Source organism: uncultured Ruminococcus sp., from assembly GCF_937915125.1.
In the GTDB taxonomy this organism is placed as follows: Bacteria; Bacillota; Clostridia; order Oscillospirales; family Ruminococcaceae; genus Ruminococcus_C.
Map to the genome: position 1 here is coordinate 1 of NZ_CALDMP010000038.1, position 24,835 is coordinate 24,835.

Genomic DNA, 24,835 nt, shown 5'->3' on the forward strand with positions numbered 1-24,835 from the left:
CATCTTTGTGAAATTCATTGACGTAATCAAAATCCGTCTTGCCAAGCGTCAGCATTCCGATTTCTGTCAGCAGAATATCACCGTTTTTGATTTGTGGTTGGGAACGTTTATCAGTCCTCATTCTTGCTGCTTTTTTAATCAGAGCAGATTTTGCCATTGCCTGACCTACCATGCATAATCCGCTCGGTGTGATCAGCCGTTCGTCGCTTAATACCACTTCTATTTTCCGCATCGCTTTTTCACCTTCCGGGTGCTGTTTTTACAGCTGCTCTTTTTTTCTTATTTTACCATATTTCTGTGGTTTTGAAAAGTGGCAGGATTTCAAGTCTGCGGATTAAGGAAAATATTTTTCGGTATCGAAAGACCCGATACCGAGGTCTGCGAAAACAGACAGCTAAACTGAATATCATGTTCGCATTGGCGAATCTGTATCTGGCTGCCAGAAAATCTCTGACAGTCTGATTCAGTGCACCCTTGCGATGGAAAATTGAACATTTCTCTACACACTCAGCATTTTTGCTGGGTGTTTTTATTTATATTGAACTGTGGGTGGAGATTATGCGGTATTGCCTTTGCTTTCTGAGCTTTCAACATTGTGGATTTTCTATGCTTTTACGGGGGTGACTGAATAGTTACCAGTAGAAGAATATATGCTGCGCCCGAAAGGAGTAGATCAATATGATGACAAGCACAACTTTTAGAATGGACGAAGAGCTGAAGGCACAATTGCGTGAGCTGCTGGACAATCTTGGTCTGGATATGAGTACCTTCTTTGTCATGTCCGCAAAGCAGGCAGTCAGAGAACAGGGTATCCCCTTTAAGGTAACGATCACATTGCTTTTTCCAATAGATATTGACAATTTCGCATAAAAATGTTATAATTAAAGCAAGCGTAAAAATGCGGAAAGATGTGCAAAAAACACAATCCAAAATAAACACCAAAGCAGAAAATTAGCTATTTTATTTAATTGAATTGCTAAAATATAAGAAATAAGGCTTATGAAGATGATTGACACAAAAAATAATTGTGTCGCGTGACAGGAGGAATTGAAATGTATCGACAGATCAGTATATGGAAGCGTGTCATTTATGGCATATTGGTAGCCGTAATGGTGCTGACTTCGTGCAATTGGGGAACGATTTTCGCGGCGGCAGCAGCGGTTGGGAATTCCGGCACATTTCAGGTCGGTTTCGGAGCCGTTACCTCAAACGGTGCAACGCTGACGCCGGAGACCAACGACGGTGTCGGCAGCTTCTACATGATCCCGAAGCAGCAGCAAACACTGCTGACCGTTAACATTGCCCCGAATTTTTCCACAGGGTATGTTCGCGGGCAGAACTTGGAACTCACGCTGCCGTATTTGTATTGGGACGACAGCAATGTTCTGGTACAGGTGAGCCGCTTGGAGGACATTCCTCTTAACAAACGGCAGGAAAACGAGTATATCGGCATGGAGGCAAAGCTGAACGACAAGAGTACTTTCGGCAATTCGACAACAGTCTATGATGCAAACGGTGCGATAGTGGAAAGCGACAGCTATGCACGCGGAAAAATCATTCTGAAAAACGGCTTCGACCCCCTTAGCGGGAACTGTACGCCGAAGTTTGACATTCAGTTTTACACGGCGAGCAATGCGGTAAGCATTCCGGAAAATGCTGCGGTAACGCTGGAAATGAAGTTTTCCTATGATAGTCTGCATAATTCCGGCGATACGCAGATCGGCAACCACTGGTCAACAGATGAACTGGATACCAGCACAAAAACCCAGCGTACTGTTACATTTGTCAACTCCAACTTGGAGTGGAGCACGAAAATTGAAAGCGTTTCCACGGTGCAGCTGAATAATGCCAGCACAGATAAAAGTCAGGCTGTCATGTGGCAGAAGTATAACTACATGGTGTACGAAGTCACGGTGCAGAATGATTCAGAGGAACCGGACAGTACGATCGATAACTATCTGATCACATTACAGGCACAGTACAATGCGGACAAGATGCGGAGCATTCTGGACGAAGATATTCTCTGCTGGGAAAAGGAAAACCCGGATACGCAGAACAAAGACCTCTCGGCTGATTTTTACCAGCATCATGAGTTTATCGGAAAGCCCAATGAGGGCGGCGTTCTGGTCTATGATGTCACTGATACACCGGACTGGAAAACCCAGTGGGATCTGGAGCATTTTTCGAATATTCCTGCGAAAACCATACCGTACGGCTATTCCGGTACAGGTACGATCATTCTGCAAAAGGAAGCATTGGACAAATCCCATACGTTGTATTCCGAGCAGAAAGCATACGAATTAAACCAGAGCGAACCCGATGAAAAGCACTATTCTTCCAGAAAATATATGGTTGCGATTCCGTATCCGAATAACTTCAACAGCAGCACCGGATTTGAAAACACTTCCGGACTGACGACAACAATTTCATTCGGCGGCGGCAGCAGCATTCACTGGTCGAAGCAGGATTCGGATTCCACAAACTTCACCCCTCATACATGGGAAAACTTTACCCACCACAAGTACGTCAAGGACGCAGACGGCAACGAAGTGACAGACAAGACAGTGGGCATCGGTGCAGTAGACGCGTACTATCTGGACGGATTCCACAGCATCGGTAACATTCCGGTATTCAACGCGATCTCAACAGACCACGTGCCGGAGGATTTCGACTTACAGGAAATTCAGATCTGCCTGAAAAATGACACGGTGCATTATTCGGACATTCAGCTGAAGGACTGGTTCAAGGTAGAAGGAACAGACATCAACCAGTTTATCCGGTTTGGCTTTACCGATGAAAACGGCGTTGTGGTCTATAAGACTGCCGGCGAATTGGGGCTGCATCTGGAACAGGATACCGATGCCGGCGTGACAGAGGAAAAGAACTGGACACTGGAAATCGGTGACGTGCTGACCAACCAGACTGGTCTGACATTCTGCAACGAGGTAGAATTTGTATTTCGGGAAGAAATCCCACGCTATACCGAGTTCAATGGCTTAATTACCATGCGTGGTGCATTTCCACATCTGTGGACATATGACAACAAGATTGACACCTCCTACGAAGTGCACTATTACCAGCCGCCGACGGCATCAGAAGACGGCGAAGGCAAGTGGGTTTCAGAGCCGAAAGAAGTCACACAGGCAAATGCTGTCATTCGCACAGAACAGGCGAAACCTGCACTGACCGGCGTAGGTGTTTACGAAGATGCGATCGGTGATCTGGTGCAAAAAGGCAACCCGCAGACGGTTTCCCTGAACGACGACACTGCAGCGGCTCGCTTTGTGATTTCCAACGACAGTATTTCCGAGATCAGTCCGGCAACACTGGACATCACCGGTCTGTATCCCGATGAGGATTACACTGCCGGCGGACTGGTTGCCTCGAAAATCCTGCTTAGTGAGAACCTGATGAAAAAGGCAAAGATCGAGAAGATCGTACTGCACGGCAAGGAGACAAACAGAGGGACACTGGTCGATTCGGATATTACGCTGGACAATCTGGAGAATTACAGTACCGATGCAGACGGCAATGTGGAAATTGCAAAGGCTGCGTGGAACAAGCTGACCTATCTCACCGGCATTACCGTGTACTTCCAGTGTATCAGCGACAGCATTCCGCTTGGCGATGCAGCAGATGACTGCAACTGCTATGTGCAGATTCACGGAACGCCTACCACAGAAAGGGACATCACTCCGCATGGCGTGCTGAAAACGGCATACAGCTTCGGCGAACATGACCAGACCGCATTGGATCAGACGGTGGAGGATACCGTCACACTGAACGTGTCCAAGGTGCTGCCGGAACTGACAGCGAGCGTTCATGCGATCCGTAAGGATGGCACGGAGGCATCTGAAGTGCAGTCGGTCAGATATGACAAAAACGGAACGGCATATCCTGTTTATCCGACACTGACTGTGCCGAACCGTAGCGAAACGGAACAGACCTGGTATCAGTTCCTGCTGACCAACAATTCCCATTCGACCAGTTCTCACGCACTGCTGCAAGTTAATATGGACAGTGTCGGCAATGAACCGACAGACTGTCTGAAAGACATAGAGGGCTTTGACACCCGAAAAATCGTCCTGAACGGCATCGGCGATGGACGGGCGGCTGCCATCGAAAAAATTGAACTTTTCGACTGGAATAATACGACTTATACCGCAGACATCGAGGCAGATATTGAGCCCAGTCTGACGGTCGGTTTTGATGTCCTGACCGCAGATGCAGATGGTAATGTTACATATATTATTCCGGATACCATTCAGCGTCTGCGGAGCGTGCGGATCATTTTCTCCCGCATCTACGGAAATGCAGATCTGGACAATCTCAAGGAGATGAATCTGAAGCTGTACGGCTCGACAGATTGGGTCGGTGATCTGAAAGCATCGGCGAGATTCGAGGTAATTGGCAGCATCAACGAGGCATCTAAGACGGCTTCGGAGGCGACTATGCAGGTGGCAAAGACCAACCTTGTCATCACGCCCTCTGCCAATCGTCCGGAAACCAATCAGACCAGCAACAAGAGCCTAATGGTGCCGAATAAAGCAAACGATCTGTACTATGGTTTCCTGCTGGAGAACAAAGAAACTTCTGACTGCTATTCCAATGCTGGGAAGTCGCTGATTTCTGTTGATCTCCAGAGCGTAGGCGTGAAAACGGAAAAGGACAATGCGAAAATCGTAAAGGGCTATCTGTCAGACAAGGTGACGATTTCCTCCAACTATGCCAAAAGCGGTGAGATCGAAAGCATTAAGCTGACAGCATTCCTGCCGGACGGTGTTTCCGGTCCTGCACAGGTAAAGACCGTTTCTCTGGAAGAACTGGAAAAGCATAAGAATGCGGCAGGGGAACTGGAAGTAGACCTGTCCGATTGGAAAGCACAGGGCGTATACCTTGCAAATATCGAAATCGCCTATGCCGATCTGGAACGCGACCTTTCCGCGGAGCAGGGCAATGCACCGGAACTGCGCATCTATGGCACAAGTGACTGGTTCGATGATCTGACAGCGAAAATGACAGTGACACCACAGCATGAGCTGATGCAGGACCAGGCAAAGTCTGCGTTTGTGGCATTCCACGTAGACCGTCCGGGACTCAGTGTCAATACCCATATTTACTATAACGATCAGAAAGAATCCACACGTGCGGCATCGGGCAACACGGACGGAAATGAAACCATTTTCGGCGTGCCGTATGACCGTGATTTTCTGCTGCGTGCGGAATTTGCCAATGAAACCATCTCGGTGCTGGACGATACCCAGATCATTGCCAAGGTTCCCTATGAAAAGCAGGGGGAAGCACAGACTGGTTTCCATACCACGGAACTGCGAATCTATCAGGACTTGATCGATCAGTTTGGCAAATTTGACAATATCATTCTGACTGGTAAAGATGCGGATAATAAGGAGAAAACCGTAACTCTGCTGCCGCAAACAGACGAAGTCGGAAAGGTTACTGGTTTTTATACGGAAGATGCATCGGATACCATTTATACGTACACAGACGGTGTACTGACATTTACCAGAGATACGGATACGCGGCTGTTCCCAGCGTTCGGCATCGAGAACCTGACACAGGTGGAACTGAACGGCAGACTGGTAAAGCTGGTAGACAAATCCGCATCGGAAAAGCGGTATATCGAATTTGACGGCTATGACGATTCTCTGTTCGGAAAGACCGATACGTTGGAAGTGGATACACATAACTATCTGGACGGCTTTCGGGAATCCAAGGGCTATATCACGGAAACATACGATAAGGACAAGTATATCGTAACAAAGAAAGACACCACAGCGATCTATGTTTCCAAGATGTATTTCGACACTACCGTTATGGCATTCTATAAAGATGCCAGTGCCGGAGATAAGAAGTACACCGCGGCAGCCAGTGCGGTAGAACACCTGCGAAAGAAGTATGCTCAGCCCACAGAGAGTATTTCCACAGATGGTTGTGTATACAGTGCAAGCGGTTATCTGTTCTCTGAAAATGGAGTGTGGGGAGATAGTGCAGACAATTCTGAACTGGAGATCGGCTATAAGTCTATCGGCTCTTTTGCGGTGGACTTCCGCCAGTATCTGAACACGGGAAAGAACCTGCCAAAGGCAAAGCCAACTCTTGCCGGACAGGAACACCAGTCGTATGACTACGTTCGCAATGCGTCTTTGAATACGGCTGCCACTGTGGATATTACATTAGACCTGCCGTCGAACACATTCGATGCGTACTATCTGAAAATTGACCCCCGTGCCAAGGACTATGTTCAGTCGGTTACAGCAATCTATGCAGACGGTACCAAGCGTACCCGTTCCGGACAGGAAATTCTCTATGAAGCCAACGAGAGCAATGCAGACGGGAACTTTGCACGGCTGAATCTGCTGGGCAGCGATGCGGACATGTTCTCCGCGGACGATGCCAACTATTATAAGAAGCCGGAAAGCTATGACGGAAAGAAGCCGGAAAATCCGGTGACACAGGTCGTTGTGACCATTGACATCAACCGCTATCAGACTGTCAACAATGACGGCAAAACGGCAAAGTCGCCGGACTATGGCATCTGGTATGACCAGACGGATTCTTCCACACAGGGAATGTTTGAAGTTACCGGACGTTTCTACCGCATGGACGAGGCGGTTGCCACGGCACATGCTGATGTGACCGTCGGCAATACCACCAATGGCAGAAGCAAGGTGCGGACAGACTCCGGTGCGGACAAGGAAAAGTCGGATTGGTCCTTCACAGACAAGTATTATGCCTGGACCAGTCACTATAGTTCTTCCTGGGGACACTACTGGACCTATGAGATATTCGACTATACCGCAAAGCATTTGCAGTCCAGCACACGTGTGCATATCGTCAACGATGAGGACAATGTGCAAAAGGGTGTCGGCGAAACTCCCGCTACAGCGGAAAACCGCAATGCAGAATTCGGAAAGGACAACAGCTTCGCGATCCGTTTTTATCGGAAGGGCAACACCAAAGAAAGCACCATTTCCACATCTTGCGTTAACCCGACTTGGGGCGGTGTAGGTCACGTTGCACCGAATAACAATGTGTACCATTGGGTAATGAACAGCCCGTACTCCCGTACCGACCAGTATGACTGGGTGAATAAGCTGTCCTTCACGGACAAGGTCGTGCTGTCTGACAGCCTGCCGCAGATTCGCCCTGATGATGACTATGAATACAAGGGCTTTCTGACTACCGGACTTCAGATCAAGAAAGAGATCTATCAGTATTTCCGAGATGACGACAGCATTGTGTTCACCATAAATGCGAAGAACACGAACAATGACGTTGTCGGAACGGCACAGACCATTTCTGTTCCGGTGTCTGAACTGAAAGAGATGTACGGCGAAACCGATGACTGGAACATTTATTTCGAGTACACACCGAAACAGCAGGACAACACAGATAACGGGGACAATGCAGGCGGCAGCACCGAGGGAAACGCAGACGATGCGGACACCGGAGCAAACCAGCCGCAGATCGAACCGACCTATACCGTAAAAAAGGACGGCGGAAAATATGTTGTGGTTCTGGGCGAAGATACTTTTGTGACAGACTACAGCATGACCATGTATGATATTCCGGGTACAGGGGATTATTCTGCGGAACTGACCAACAAGGAAAAGGCAGATTATCACAATACCAATACCTGGGATATTCTGGTGCAGGGCAAGCCGTATGCGATCAACAAGACAGACGATGACATGTACGGAAAGAACACTGCTCAAACCAGTGTTTCCACAGATTATGAACCGAACAAGGAAATCTACGGGCAGTCGGACAATGCGATAATCATGGGCTACCTGATCGATTTTAAGGCAGGGTATCAGCTGCAAACGGAGGATGGCAACGTATCGAAAAACCTGTACTATGATTACAGCCAGAGTGACAACAACACACCGAACCGCGGCTTGTTCCGCGTGCAGCTGTTCAATCAGGACAAGCAGAATGCGACTGGACAGGACGCAGCTGCACGCATTGACAGTGTGGCTACTACCAACACCATGGACAGCCGCTACCGGCTGGAGCATATCTACCTGCCGAAATTCCTTTTGGACGGCGATTGGTTCGGTGTGGCAAATCTAACACTCCAAGTGGGCAGTACGAACGTTCCGGTGAACGTGGTAAAGGGCTCCGGCGTAGACGGCATGGCGGACGGCATCTATGTGGTGTATGTCGGCACAACCGAAACCGTACAGGGTGAGGAAGTCTATACCATTGATGTGGAACAGATCCTGCGGCAGCTGTATCAGGCAGATTCCGGCGTTCTCGGAACCTATACCAATACGACTAATCAGAAAACCTATGTCAAGGCATATGTCAACAGCTTCCAGCTGGACTTCAAGGCGAAAAAGGCAGACCGAAATGACAGCAGTACTGTGCTGTGTGACGGGGAATACCTGTCGGCGGATCATACCAAGAACACCAGTGCATTCCTGTATGACGGCGTTTATGTCGACCGGACACCGGACGATTTCACCGGTGACGAGTGGAACGCCAATTCCACGCCGACCTTTGGAAAGGCTCCCAACAGCTATCCGGAGCAGATAACCACCAACCAGCTTTCGGCAGTCTTTACCTCTATTGATCCCAACGCCAATACCTATATTTATAAGAATACGGACGGTTCTGCAAAGGGCAGCATGAAAAAGGCAGACTATACAGTCAAGAATCTGACGGGTATGCTGAACGCAGAAGTCACCCGTACAAAGATATACGATCAGGATTCCAAGACCGGAAACATCGACAAGGTGGACTATCTCCATCTGATGCCGTATGACTATGTGGAGTATACCATTCAGGTAAGTGCACCGAGCAGTGCGCTGATTCCGCTGGAACATACCACAGTGGACTTCTCTGTTCCAAAGGGACAGAGAATCGTTCGCTGGGACGTTGTAGATGCAGACGGAAACGTGCTGACAACGGAAGATGCCGCGGAGAATATTCCGGCTGCGGATATTCACGCTGCTCTGTCAGACGGCGGCACGACGATCGAAGCGGCACAGGGTGTCAAGTATGCCCTGCTTGCAGCAGCAGAAGCAGAGCCGGCAGAAACTGCATACCGGCGGCTGGTGGCAGAACTAGGCAAGGGTGCAAAGTCGGATGACCAGATCAAGCCGGGCGAGACGGTTTACCTGCGTGTGACCACGCAGGTAACGGAAAATGACGGCAGCTATGATGCAGTGACTGTTGGCGTGCCTGATGTCAAAATTCATGCTGCACCGAAGCATGGCTATCCGCAATACTCGATTTATGATGTCAATGGTAATTCCAATTATCAGCCAAGTTCAAACAGATACTATTATAATAAGAGAACGCAGGACAATGCCGGATATACATATTATTATCGGTATACCGAGGCAGATGCAGATCAGCAGATCCAGTATTATGCACACATTCAGAATGATTTGACTTATCAGTCTGTTTCGCCGGTGAAACTTAGCTATCAGGTAAACGATGCTAAGCAGAATTACGACGGAAAGGGCAGCACGCTGACTGTCAGCGATTTGTACAATGAAACCGGACACCATTGCGATACCTATACCATAGACGTTTCTTTCTTGGAAAAGCGTTCCAAGGACAGCGGCGATATGTTCTATCGTGGTTTTGAACTGACGAAGCTCTACACGGTTCCGGAGGAAACAGACAAGTTCGGCAGAGTAGAGATGCTCTACGCAGTTGCAGAACCGAGTACAGCCTCACGATTTGCGGAAGATGAGAACATTGCATTCCTGACGGACGAGAACGGTGTAAAGGTGACATGGAAGTCCTATGAATATGATGCTTCCCGCACCACAGACCAAGCTGCAACTGCGCAAATGACAGCTGCCGATCTGCCGAATGTTGTGGGTGTTCGCTGGGTGTATTACGATCTCAAAGGCTTTGATACGACCACTGCGTACAGTGGTACTTCCAAGGCAAAAGTGGCTCTGCAAAATGTGACTCTGACCGGTGTCGGCAGATACCAAGATGTCACAGACGGCACAGGCGTGAAAGCGGATACGTATACCCAGTATTTTACAGCTACCAACAGCTACGAGCATATTCACAGTGAGAACGAAAATGCAGTGACGGTGACTGAAAGCGGCAGCAGTGTGACATCTGCCGAAACACTGACAGAGCACACAGCATACCTGACAGACACCAAAGTCCTGAATCCTAAAGTCTATCGGGAAAACCCCATTGCATCGTTCCACACCCAGACATTTTCTTCCGAGAGCGATGCGGCGGAGTCGTATAACGAAACCAAGACGCAAAAGACAAGCTATCGTCCGAAAGATACGATCTGGCAGAAAGTGACGCTGAAAAATAATCTGGCAGCACTGAACAGCAGTCAGGCGCAGGCAGGCGAGGAGGGCAGGCTTATCAATCCGGTGATCTATGATAAGGTACCGGAATATTTTTCCAATACTTTGTACGACTCGTATACGGTCGGCAACAGCATAGCCAATTTCCATTTGCGTTTGCTGAATGCGGACGGCAGCGAGAAAGATCTGAGCAATATAGAATTGTATCTGGCAAAAAGAACCGAACAAAATGGATATGACTATGGCGGAAAGATGACCTATAGAGACGGGTTCAATTCTCAAAATGCAACACAAAAGGCATTTGCAGATTTGAAGCCGGACGAAAGTTCCACATATCAGATTTCTTTTACGGTATACGAACTGCGGCTACGTTACAAAGATGCTCCCGATGCGGACTTCGTTTTGCAGCCGGGAGAGCAGGTCGAGTTCTGCTACTCGGCAACCATTCGGGAAGAAGACCTGCCTATGGTGTACACTGCGTCCACCTATGCAGACGATACCGCCGCATCTGTTGTGAGCGGTGACGGACTGCACCCATCATATTTCCCCCGCATTGGTGAATATTATCAGAATCGTATCTACCATTACTATAGTTCCTCTACATATGGAAATCTTTATCCCATGCTGACCGGCGGATTCTCCAGTGACGGAAATACCTGGAACAATTTTAAGCAGGTACAGAACAGCAATATCCAGATGGATATGGACTATCTGATGCACGATATTGGCTTCAGTGCGGACAAGAATACCCAGGTGGATATGTGGGAATTCCTGGATCAGACCATTACCCACATTCCGGGTTCTGGTTCCACGGACGCTGCCATTGGCGGTCAGAATGACACACTGCTGGATGAGGATTCCCAGACTGCAAAGAATATGCAGACGGTGAAGTACAATGCAAGCTCCAAAATTGATACAGCTGACCAGCTGCAAATGCTGCCGCAGACGGTGCAGTATATGTCCAACAGCAAGAACCGAGACTGGTTCCGGCTGGCAATGGGCAAGCGAAACAAAGACTATGCAGACTGGGCAAATCTGGAGACCGCAAAGAATACACCGGTGGTATGGAGCGAAACACGTCTGCACCTGCAAAAAGCATGGCTTGCCACCAGCTCGGAATTTGTGACAAGCAATATTCAGTACGAAAAAACAAACGGCGACCGCACCAATAATGTTTTGGCTGACCCGAATTATCCGTATTATGGAACGTATTCCGACGGTCATGGAGTGAATTCCTATTATAATAGTGTACATGAGGTGACAGACCGCTCTGGTGCAGCTGCACTGGAATACGATGAAGACGTCAAGGTACAGCTCCAGGCGTATAACTACGGCGACTGGGATCTGGACGGTGTGACATTCCTGTATACCTATGCCTATGGCATGAAGCCGGTCATGAAAGCAGACGGAAGTCTGGATACGTCTGAGATACTGGCGTATACCAACACCGGTGACTCGAAATCGAATGCATTTTCTCAGATTGATGGGGCAAATGTAACCGCAGAGATCATTCAGAAACCGGGAAACAAAAATCCGCAGTATCTTGCACCAAAGGCAATGCGGGATGCGGCGCAGAATGCAGATATTACAGACGGCGCAGACGGATACTACACCGCAGACGAGTATACCCCGTATGTGGTGAAGATCACTGTAAAACAGCCTCTGAAAAAGTGGTACGGCAGAGGCAGTGATTTCGGGTATATCACACGGGTGACACTTCCGGCGAGAGTATACACCGATACGGCAAGCGGCACATGGTATGACCGTGTTCTCACCCAGCCCTATGTGGCAGAAAACAGCCAGAATCATCTGTACTATCAGATCTATGACATCGACCACTGGGACGGTTCCACCAAGGCGCTGACCAAGCATAACCAGCTGTACGGCATGGACTATCTCTGGAGTCCGCTGTATTTCCATTGTGATACGGCAAATGAACAGCTTGATAGTCTGAAATATCTGGCATCTTCTCCGAATACCCCTTCTGTAAATGGCTATAACATTCAGAACAAGGAAGTGGTAGAGGAAAACGGCAGCTATCATTTTACCAACAATGACAGCATCGACCGTTACAGCAGCGGCAAGACCATGTTCTACGCGGAAACCGGCACCAGAGCCGTGCTGCGGAAACCTCTGGTACGCAGCTGGGCAACGATCAGCGAAACTGTCGGCAGCAATGAAACCGAGATGTACGGCAAAAACGTGGAGCAGTACTACACCGAAACACAGGGTGAAGTCAACTGGATCAACGTTCATGTGGAGAACAACTATTACTGGGCTCAGTATGGCTACAACGGCAGTGCCGGTACAGATGGCTATAACCACGAAAAAACGCTGCACAGCTATGGCACAGACGGCGGGCAAAAAGGTTCGCTTTCTCTGCCGGTCATCACGAACATTTTGCCGTATGGCATCGTTCCGATTGCAGCAGACGGCTCTCGCTATACTACGGACAACGCCAAGAATGACAAGCCCCTGAACTGGGAACTGTACGACAAAGATGCCACCACCAAGCTGACGGATCAAATGGCACTCTATGATACCCAAGTCTACTATGACGATTCCACACAGCGATATGTGGTACAGATTTTTGCCAAGGAGGAAAACGATACCGAAAAGGCAATGACCGCAGCGGAACTGGCAGAAAAGCGAGAAAAGGACGCTGCGATTTGGAACGGCAGTCTGTACAATTTCTGCATCAAGACCTTTACCTATGCTGAGCCGGACGATGTGATCAACGGCGTGGAAGACGAAGATCTGCTGGAAAACTATCTGAACAACTATTCCTATGTTTCCAGCAGAGTGAACGCTTACCAGTTTATCACGGATAACGACATTTCCGGAAATCCGTATACTGTATGCTCGCCGGCAGTGATTACACCAATTATCAATACACATTATGCTTATGAGTTTCGCAGCGTTGATAATCGTAAAGATGCAGTTGCAGCAACGGCGAAAGTGACACGCAGTTATTATGGAAATGTAATTTACTACAAATCTGAGAACACCCTGCCTATGCGGCCGGATACAGACAATGACGGACTTTCTACGACCAATTCAGATCTTTATGTTCTGCTGAACCACAAGTATGAAAATGGTACGTATATGCTGGGCAGCATGAAACGATACGCAGAAAGTGATGCCATGGAAATGGACGAGTATCGAAAGGATAAGCCGCTGTCGGAGGAAATTCGTTCTGCACTGAACCGCGATGTGACACTGCGTGACATCAGCAGTGATATGCTTTTCCAAGATATTACTTCTGCCAATGTGATGCAGGATTCTGGCGTTGTGAATACGCTGAAAATTCGCACACAGACGCCGTCCTTAAAGGCGGAGAACATGGTAGCTGCCGAAAAGACCGAAGAAGGCGAAAAGGGCTTTGCCGGAAACAAGGAAGATCTGGACGAAATAGAAACCCGTCAGCAGTATCAGAATAACGGGGAAAACTTTGACTACAGCGATATTCTCTGGTACAGTGCCAAGGTTTCCAGCCGGTCGGAGGCAGACTATCGTTACCGCGGAAGCATCTTCCATGCCAAAATGGTTGTCACATTCCAGCTGCCGGAAAATGTACGGTACTGGGACGAAGACGATCTGCTGGACGACTACTATCTGGAATACACAGATAAGTCGGGGAAAAAGCAGACATTTACCATGGCAGAGGCAAAGGCTGCCGGCTGGGGCATTGAGCTGACACAGCGGTACTTTGCCGGAGCAGTTGCACCGGCAGAAAACACGGCGGACGGTCTGACACGGGCAGATTCTGCCACAAAGCGTGGCGGTGAAACGCTGGTATTCGAGATCACCACGCCGAAAGATGACGGCTTCGACTGCACAAATGACAACACCTATGTGGCAGGCTATCATCCGGCGGGCTATTTCAACGGCACGCTGAACTTTAAGATCAAGACTCGAATCGACAATCTGGAACTGCCGGCGGATACGGACAGCAGCTGGGAGGATTATTATGCCAAGGTCTATGCAACGTTCGAACAGACAGACGGCAAGTTCGCCATTACAAAAGACGGTCTGTTTGCAGAACGTGATGCAGACGGCAAGTACTACACCCGCGGCGGCTGCCTGATGCCGAAGCAGGATGAGAACGGCTATGTCTACAACGACTACGGCAATATCGTCTATGAGAAGAAGCAGCGGCAGGAAGTACCGGCAAGTGACATTGCGTATGACACCTATGATTTCAACTTCACCGGACAGACCATGGAGGGCATGCAGCTGCAAAATGCGGTGCGGGTGAAAGACACCAACCGTACAAAGGACAGCACTATTCCAGAGATCGAACCCTTTGACGGCGTTGTGGCAGGGGAGATCTATCTGATCGCTTCCTCTGCAAAGGTCGCTGTTACTGCACCGAAAACCACGGTGCGTGCAGATCTGAACTATGAGCGTGTACGTGTCAATGACCCGAACTCCTCCATTATCATTGCGGAAGACCCGCACATCAAGCAGGTTTATAAAACTGTCAGCTATGTCGATCAGGTGTCTAACGATACTGCATCAGTAAATGAATTCGTGGTCAACTACAATCTGGCAAACTACGCAACGCTGCGTGGTACCACGAAGGTGGCACCAGTCAACAAACCGGACGTTCTGCCTCACGTTTCAGAACTGGTTTATCCGAATGTAACGGAAATTTCTACTGGTAACTGGGCGATCCCGTCAGCAAGTGCACTGGAAACCGAGTATGCCGCACACCAGAAGCTGGTTCATGACATTCTGGAAGAGCACATGAAAGTGTATCCGTATGTGCTGATCAGCACGGATCCTGCCAATGAAGAAACATTCCTTGCACCGGAAACGGAGCAGGACGACGGCATTTATTCAAATGCCTATGCCAAAAGCGGAAAGGGAACCAGCTGGTGGGTACGCATCGGGGAAGAACAGGGCTATGCACTGGGCGCAAACCAGACGATTTCACTGGAAGTCGGCAATCTGCATTTTGACAGCACCAACGAAACGCTGAAGTCGCAGATCACAAGCGGTAGCATCAATTTGAACAAATCGATTCGTCAGGTGCGTTGGGTGATTCGGACAGAGGGCTTTACGGAAACGATTTCCGGAACCCAAGTCCAGCTGACCAATGCAGAGGCACCCCGATATTTTCCGGTGCCGAAGGGACTGTATGTGAATGCAGATGCAGACGACACAACAGAGGGAAGACAGGATCGCAACGATGTAGACAAGTATCACTATGGTTTGGAACCCCTGAGCGAAAGCATCAAGAAAAACAGTCCGCATGTGGCATTTGCCACTGCACCGAATGACCCGTCTATCTCGAATTCTGTGCACAACAACCATTTCGCCAGCGTGATCCTGCGTAGCGATGACTTTAAGTATGCGGTATCCGGTGATGAGTCCAGAGTGGGCTTCTATCTGGATCCTCAGCTGCCGTGGCTGGGTATCGATATTGATGCCAAGTATTTCAGCGGTGCTGCAAACAGCGAATACAAATGGGATTCCAATACCAGTGGTATTTCCAGCGGCACCGGCAAGATGTTGAAATATACGGTGACTTATAAGAATCTTAGTCAGGAACTGCTGAACACAAGTACGTATAACCGGAAAAATGCAGAGGCAGACAAGCTGTCTGACCCTACGGTTTCTCTGGCACTGCCGTATCTGGAATCACTCTCTGCGGACGCATTCCAGTATGTGCAGTATCAGGACGACTCCAACGGCAGCATTGACGGCTATTTCGTCGGCGATCACTACACCAGCACTGCGGAAAAGAACAGCGACAATCAAGTGGTAACGCCTGCGAAGAATCTGGACGATGTGACACCGCAGTGGACATGGCATATTGAAAACGAAAAGGGAGAATTTGTTTCCCTGAAAGACAACGGTGATGTTTCACTGGCAGACGTAGACGTGGAAGAACTCCCGTATGCAGACGTGACAAACACCGAAGTCGCTATGGACACGCAGAAGAACCCCAACCCCTACTTTGTGACAAAACCGATCTCCACCAATGTACTGAACCGGAAGATCGTCAACTTCAAGTTCTCCGGAACTCTGGAGCCGGGACAGCGTATTGTGGTAGAACTCATGGTGCCGCTGGACATCAGCAACAGCAACATTGTGTCTGCGGAACTGATGCAGGCAAAGGCATACGGTTTCAAAAATGGTTCTTTCCGTCCGTATATTCCGGACGAACAGGCAAAGGTCAAGATCGTTGCCTACGAAGTAGACAGCCATGATGTCAACGACAACGGAAGCAGCGGCGATATGACACTGACAATCACGTCACAGGCAATCACCCTGCTCTCGATTGATAATGTTACACAAATGAAAACAGCCACTTCCGATCTGGATTCCGTAAAGGTGGCAATTCCGGTTCGGGTACAGGAGGGCGGCAATTACTCTTATTCCATTTCCATGCAGAACAGTTCGGATACGGATACAGAGTATAAGACGCTGTTGTTCTATGATTTGCTGCCCTATACAGAGGATACCAAGGCAACTGATTCCGACGTACCCCGAAATTCGAAGTGGAACGGTTATCTGATTCCGGATTCCGTGCAGATGAAACAGGTATCCACCAGCGGCACGGTAAATCTGGACCCGTCTATGTATACCGTCTGGGTCGGACCGATCGTCAAGAAGAACGGCAGTTATGTGCTGCAAGATGTCAGCACGCTCCCGAAGCCGGCAGATGATCTGCTGGATACGGAGAAAAACGAGTTCTACCGGAGTCTGTATCAAGATGTAAACGGAAAAAATCCGTATTTTGTCAAGCTGTCTGAACTGTTCGATGATCACGAAAACGGCAAGATCTCTGATGCCGAATACGATCGGTTGGTACGGGGTATCCGTGCGATTTGGGCTCAGATGAACAATGCGGACACCAGACTGGATAAAAAGAGCCGTATGGAACTCTACTATGAGATGCATGCACCGCTGAATCTGCCGAAGTATGTTGGTACACCCACAGCAGAGGAAGAGAATGAAAGTGCTGCATCTGCGGAGAGTATTCGCAAGCAGGTGGAGGGTGTGACACAGTGGAACACCTTTGCCTCCGGCTATGATTCTGCAAGTGTGATCGGCAAGAGTTATCAGGTTTTTGAAAACACACAAGCCGGTGCCTATATTTCTGCACCCAGCGGAAAGGGCTATATCGGCAGCTATGTCTGGAGCGACCTCAATTATGATGCCCAGTGCAACGAGGCGAAATATGAGATGTCTGCCAACGGACGGCTGCTGCCTACCGGCAAGTGGACGACTGATATTGACTTTGACGGAAAGCCGGACGATCCGGGCATCAATGGCGTAAAGGTAGAACTGTTGACGGAGAAGGGTTACTCTGTTAACGTTAACGGTGAGGCAGTGATTGCCGATCCGGATCCTGACAGCAACCCGAATCCGGAAAAGACACGTTATGTTGTCATTGACGAGGAAACCGGTCAGCCGAAAACCATTGTAGAAAATAACACCAATTCCTATCAGTATACGTTTGATGGACCGGTAACTTATACCACTGAAAGCGACTATTACGGAAATCAGGGCTACTTCATGCTGTCGAATCTGACACCGGGAGATTACCGGCTGCGGTATACACTGCCGCAGGGATACGACCAGTACTCGGTTACAACACGGGAACTGGGACAGACTGGCACAGCACTGAAAGTATACCGTGACGGAAAGGTCGTCTATACCGGCATTCGTACAGAAGATGACAATACGGCAGTTGCCAACGAAATTGCCAATACAAAGGCTTCGTCCGGACAGCTGATCGTACAGACGGCGCCGATTCATGTAGATGCGGTGGAAGAAGATCCGGCAAAGCATCAGGCATACGACACCGCCATGACTTCCTATATGCTGGGTGTTTCCAGAGGATACACTTACGGCGGCTGGACATGGGTCGATGAAACAGACAGCAATGGTACGATCGAAAGCAACGGCATCATGCAGGAAACCGAACAGAAGCTGAAAGATGTGATGGTGGAAATGCACGAAGTCGATGCAGACGGAAACATTGCATTGGAAATCGCGATAGACGGTGACGGAAATCCGGCAGTTGTCCGCACTGGAGATGACGGCTATTATCAGTTCCGTCTGTATCCGAACCAGAACTATGTGGCAGTGGCAAAATATGAGGGCAGTTCTTCTACCCCGTATAAACCTTCGCCGTTTGTTCTGCATAACGATCCGCTGGAAGCATCAGATGATAACGATCTGATCAAGGCGGTGAACAACTTCCGCACACGACCGTTCCTGACCGGCGTGCCCTACGACAAAAACCAGAAGCCTCTGTATGAAGATGACGGTCAGACGTTCCAGATCAACAGAAGCATTTCTCTGGGATTTGTGGATGGCTCCCGTGGATTTATCGGACAGTGGATCTGGAACGACGAAAACTACAACGGCATTCGGGATACTTTTGAAAAGGGTATCGGGGGTGTGACCGTGACCTTGCAGCCATTCTACTATGACGGCGATACCGGAAAATGGGTAGCCGTTACCGGCGCGGACCGCGACATACAAACTTCGGAATCCGGTTCCTATGTATTCCAGAATGTTTCCAGTTACTACGAAAAGGACGGTAAGGAATATCTGGCTGGCTATCGGCTGTACGTCGATCCGGCAAAGAATCCCCAGCTGTATAAGAAGTATGCGATCACCAAGTATAAGCAGTATCCGAACAGCCGTTCTACGGAAAACAGTGACCTGCAGTATACCGGTGATATGCGGTACTATCTCATTGGCGATGACTGGTCCGAGTATGACGCAAATGGCAATATCACAGCAACATATCACAACTACGATAAAGATGACAACATCATTATCATTGCCGGAGAAACGACAAACCAGAACAACAACGTCATTGTCTATAAGAACACCTATTATGATACCGGTGAGGCACAGCGTCTGCTGGATTACAGCGGCGGCTTTACGGAAATTCAGACATCTGAAGTAACCGGTTATCTGTGGGAGGATAACGGCAAAAATGCAACCGGAGAATATCAGGAGGCATTTGACTATGACGGTATCCGCAATACAGTGACCGCAGAGGACAGCACGACTCAATTCTATGAAAAGGGAATTGCCGGAGCGACTGTTCAGCTGGAACAGTATGTTCTGCAAAACGGTACCTATGTACCGGTAACAAGCGGAAACCGTACTGTGAAAACTGATGCAGACGGCAAGTACACATTCTCCGGTGTTTCCACATATGCGGAAATCAATGGGGAAAAGGTGCTGGCACATTATCGTCTGAAGCTGCTGTCGTTGCCCAGCGGCATGGAAAACTATGCTGTTACCCGCTATCGGCAGAACGGCGATGCAGAAACGCAAGTGATCGACAGTCACTTGATCTCGCAGAATGGGCAACACGGAGCAGGCTATACAAGTTATGATATTGCGTCCTATCTGACTTCTCCTGCAGATGGTGACTATTTCATCACTGCGCAGAAATCCCAGCCGGAAACAGAGGCGGGCATTGACGGAAACACCTATTTTGAACCGTACATTCTCTATGATGATGCAGCAGTGCACGACAGAAATCATGATTATGCCTACGATTACATCAAGGCAAAGGATTATGACGGCTATGACGGCGGTCTGAAAGCATTTGAAACCGCCTCTGTCAGCGGCATTGTCTGGGAGGATACCAACTACAACGGAATCCAGGATGAGGACGAGTCTGCATACAGCAGTAAGACCAATCCGGCTGTTGTAAACTTGCAGCAGTATTCGTACCAGAACGGCAAATGGGTGCTGGAAAATGCAGTATTCCAGACACATAAAACAGAAACGGACGGCAAATACACGTTCAGCAATCTCCCCACCTATGTGGAAAAGGGTGGCGTAAAGTATCTGGCAGGCTATCAGGTTATTCTGAAAACCTTGCCGGAGGATTATGCGGCAACGAAGTACTGGAACGATGCAGATCCGTCAAAGGTTTACAGCAAACTGTATGTGACCGATGCCGATGGTGTCGAGGACAGCCAGCGGACAGGTGACCTGCCGGTTACTGTGCTGCAAGGCAATCACGAAATGCTGATTCCGGCACGGGAGGCAAAGGCAGGCACACAGTCCAACGATGCAGAACCGTATACGGATTACAACTGGGCATATGTCTGCGGCACGAACATCAAAAATATTGACACGCCGAATACTGCACAGCAGAAGTACTATGATCTGGTAACGGCGAGAGATTATGCAAATCTGAATGCCGGTCTGAAAGAACGAGGTATTGCAACGGTAAAGGGCAAGATCTGGGAAGATACGGACTACAATGGCATTCTGGATAACAGCGAAAAGGGCAAGGGCGGCATTTCTGTCACTCTGGAACAGTATCGCTATGATACCACTGCAAAGCAGTTTGTCCGCATGAATAATGATGTGACTGTGACAACCGATGCCAATGGCGTGTACCAGTTTACCAAGGTGCCGACTCACTTTGTGGTTGACGGCGTAGATCAACTGGCATATTACCGTATTCGTGCGGCTGTGCCAGAGGGCTATGCGGTAACACGGTATCGTCAGGCAACAGGTGACGCGGAAACAGACAGCGACTGGATCGCAGAAACGAATTATCTGACTGCACCGGACAACGGAGATTACTTCCTGACGGCACAGCCGTCACAGGGCAATGACCCCTATGATCTGAATAATCTGACGGACCCTGTCACAAATAAAAAATACGATTCGATATTGAATGCAGACGTGATCGACGTTTATAACGGCGGTCTGAAAGCGTTCGAAACCGGAAAGATTCAAGGCGTAGTTTGGTTTGATGCGGATTACAGCGGCTTGCAAGAAACCGGTGAAGCGGCAATGCCGACACAGCAGATCGTATATCTCGACCAGTATTATCTGGACGACGCCGGAAACTGGAAGTTGCATCAGATATTCTCCGAAAAGACTGCGGCAAAAACAGGTGCATATCAGTTCTCCAACCAGCCGACATTTGTAACGGTTGACGGAAAGATGTATCTGGCAGGCTATCGTCTGCGGTTGAATGCGGTATCGAACGGCTATGCTGTGACAAAGTATCAGGTGCTGGATTCCACAGGAAGCTGTATCAACAGTGACCTGCTGGCAGCATCTCAGGAAACGAATGCAGATCAGACCGTGGACTTCAACCAGCCGAACGAGTATATCCTGCTGGCAGAGAAAGCTGCTCACGGCGTACTCGGAAGCAAGGAATCAGGATTCCACGAATACTACGTGCGAACGTATGACAATGTATCATATGACATTGTCACTGCAAAAAATTCTGACGGCATATACAACGGCGGACTGAAATCCATACAGACTGCGGCAATGGACGGACGAATCTGGAATGACCTCAATTATGACGGCACAATGGATTTGAACGAAAGCGGCTGCGGCGATCTCCATTTGACACTGTATCAGTACTATCTGGACGGAACGACTTGGAAAAAGACTGCGGCAACTATGACGGCAGTGACCAACAGCAACGGTCTGTATCACTTTGAGGGTATTCCCACTTATGCGGAAATCGGCGGCAAGCGGTATCTGGCTGGGTATCAGCTGCACTTAGATGCACTGCCGGAAGGCGATGCAGTTACTGTATTTGCCAACGACAACAAGCTGCACTGGAAGAACGGCGAACTCACTCTCATGGGCGAACAGGAGTATCTGATCGTTGCAGCGGAAGCACAGCCGTTTACCGGAGAGCATACCGGAAACACACCGCAGTACAACAAGTATTATGATCGCACTTACAGTGCAGTTACGAATACGGATACGGTCTACGACATCACAGAAAGCCGTGACAGCAAGAACGAATACTATGGCGGCATTCGGGTATTCCAGACAACATCTGTCAGTGGACGAATCTGGAATGATGCCGATTATGACGGCAATATGGCAGCGGAAGAAGCTGGCATGGAAGGCTTGTCGATGGCGCTGGAACAGTATTACTGGGACGGCACAGCATGGCTGCCGGCGGCACAGCCAAATTATACTGCAACTGTAAACACTGACAGCAATGGGGACTATCGTTTCGAAAATGTTCCCACATTTGTGAAAATTGGCGGCGAACGGTATCTGGCTGGCTATCGGCTGAAGCTGGATGCACTGCCGAAGGACGCTGACGGTAAGATCACTTACGGCATTACCAAGGCAGGCGACGACAGTAAATTCCAAAGACTTGAAAACCCGTATCAGAGTGAGAACCTCTATCTGACAGCACCGGATCAGTATCTGATTTTGGCTGCTGATGCAAAGGCGGAAACCGATTTGACATACCGAAAGCACTACAACGGCAGTGACTATGACATTGCAGATACCGCAACTCAGATAGACTGGAACGGCGGTTTGAAGCAGGTCGAAAAGGCACAGATCGTTGGACGTGTCTGGGACGATGCGAATTACAACGGCTTGCAGGATACCGGCGAGGGAAACATTTCCGGCGTAGAAATTACGTTGGAGCAGTATTACCGCGATGTCGACGGCAACTATCAGCCTACTGGCATATTCCAGACAGTTTCTGATGCCAACGGCGAGTATCGGTTTGACAATGTGGATACGTTCTGCAATGCAAACGGCGAAACATACCTCTGCTACTATCAGCTGAAAATGACGGGCGAAGTGCCGGACAATTACACCATTACTTGGTATCAGCAGGGCGACGATCCCACAAGGGACAGCAATCTGGAGGCACAGAGCCGTTATCTGACAGCAGGCACGTATTTTGTTTGTGCAGCTGCGGATACGGACAGCACGGATTATGCAGTGGACGGCAGAGATATTCTCCGAAAGGAAGATGTTTCCGGCTATGATGCCGGCTTTACACGCTTGGCAGCAGGGGACATCTCCGGACGAATCTGGATCGACCACAACTATGACGGCATTCAGGACAAGGCAGATGATGCGGCAAATACCGCAGAGGACAAGGCGGCAATTGCAAATGTTACTGTCAAGGCAATGCAGTATTATTACGACGGCAGCCAGTGGCAGCCGAACAACACGGCGTATACAGTTAGCACAGATGCAAACGGCAAATACACACTGGAGAATCTGCCCACTTGGGTGAGAATCGGCAATGTGGACTATGCCGCAGGCTATCAGCTCTGTCTGGAAAATCTCCGCGGCAATTATCTGGCGACACAGTATCGTGTGGGAACTGACTGCACCAAGGACAGTGACCTCAGACTGGACAGCACATATTTGACGAGTGCGAACGAATACATTGTTCCGGCGGCAAATGCGTATGACGATGCCAACGGAAACCTGAATCATGCTTCTGTACGGGAAGTTCCGGACAGTAACGGTACCATGTACGCAGTAGACCTTGCATGCGGCAAGAATATCGGACACTGTGATGCCGGACTCAAGCAGCAGGACAAGGGTGTGATTCGCGGTACCATTTGGAACGATGCGAACTATGACGGTTTGTATAATTCCAATGAAGTGCCGGTGGCAACTTCGGTTCGCATGATACTGACCCGTGAGATCTATGAAAACGGAAACTGGATACCGGATACTGCATTTGGCGAGGTTTCTGAAATTGTGGATCACGGCGAGTATCAGTTTACGGATCTGGACGTTCACGTGCCGGCAGATCTGTCAGATGACAGCACTTCTGGCAACAAGGACCGCATCTATGGCTATCAGATTCGGCTGGATCTGGCAACTGCGCCGGATATCTATGCGGTGACCAAGCAGTATGCGGAATCGGAGCAGGCTCTGGAAAACAGTTTCCTGAATCCCCGTGACGGCAGTCTGCTGGCAAAGGACGAGTCACACATCATTTTGGCGGCCAAAGCAACTGATGCAGATCGGGGGCATACCATTATCATTGCAGGTACCACGTATGCACCGGCAAATCTGGCGAAGTCTATCGCACCGCACAACGGTGGCTTGACTGCAATTGAAACCGCGTCCATTGAAGGTTACATCTGGAATGACGAAAATTACAACGGCATACAGGACGAAAACGAAGTGGGCGTTGCAACAGCAACGGTCAAGCTGACACGGAAATATTATGATGATTCTGATAAGACGTGGAAGCAGGACAACAGCTTTGTATTGGTTGCAGAGGGTGCACCGGTCGCAACGGGAACGCCTGTAGCAACAAGTACGCCGGTCGCAACGGGAACGCCTGTAGCAACAGGTACACCGGTAGCGACAGCAACACCTGTTGCAACTGGTACACCCACAGCCTCTGCATCTAATGGTTATTATCGATTTGATAATCTGCCCACATTTGTAGAACGGAATGGCGAACGTTACCTTGCCGGTTATCAGTTACAGCTTTGTGAGATGCCGGAGGGTTACGCAGCGACCAAGTGCCGAATCGGAGAAGACAGCACCAAGGACAGCGATCTGTTTGCAGATACATTACATCTGTATGGAGATGCAGACGAAGTAATTATACTGGCAGAAGCGTCCAGCGGCAACGACTTCTACGACCGAACCGTGGGGGACAATGCTTATGACATTGTCAAGGCAAAGGACAACACAGACTATGACGGTGGCTTGACTGCAATTGAAACCGCGTCCATTGAAGGTTACATCTGGAATGA

Annotated in this window: 2 protein-coding genes and 2 pseudogenes; 3 read left to right on the top strand and 1 reads right to left on the bottom strand. The window is 49.2% G+C overall.

Going from position 1 to position 24,835, the window contains the following annotated elements; all coding sequences use genetic code 11:
• Positions 1–232: pseudogene (locus tag Q0418_RS04370) on the bottom strand (IS1380 family transposase); the annotation flags it as partial.
• A gap of 101 nt (positions 233–333) precedes the next feature.
• On the opposite strand from Q0418_RS04370, the pseudogene Q0418_RS04375 reads away from it, so the two are divergent.
• The 3 genes and pseudogenes from Q0418_RS04375 to Q0418_RS04385 form a co-directional block, all read left to right on the top strand.
• Positions 334–462, top strand: a pseudogene (locus Q0418_RS04375) (IS5/IS1182 family transposase); the annotation flags it as partial.
• 216 nt (positions 463–678) lie between these two features.
• A complete protein-coding gene (locus tag Q0418_RS04380) occupies positions 679–870 on the top strand; it encodes a type II toxin-antitoxin system RelB/DinJ family antitoxin (RefSeq protein ID WP_298482601.1) in 192 nt (63 codons plus the stop codon).
• 182 nt (positions 871–1,052) lie between these two features.
• Positions 1,053–24,835 (top strand): SdrD B-like domain-containing protein (locus Q0418_RS04385; RefSeq protein WP_298482603.1); only part of this gene is annotated, 23,783 nt, incomplete at its 3' end.

Coding starts and splice junctions, on each gene's coding strand:
- Q0418_RS04380 (WP_298482601.1), top strand. CDS start 679: ATGATGACAAGCACAACTTTTAGAATGGACGAAGAGCTGAAGGCACAA.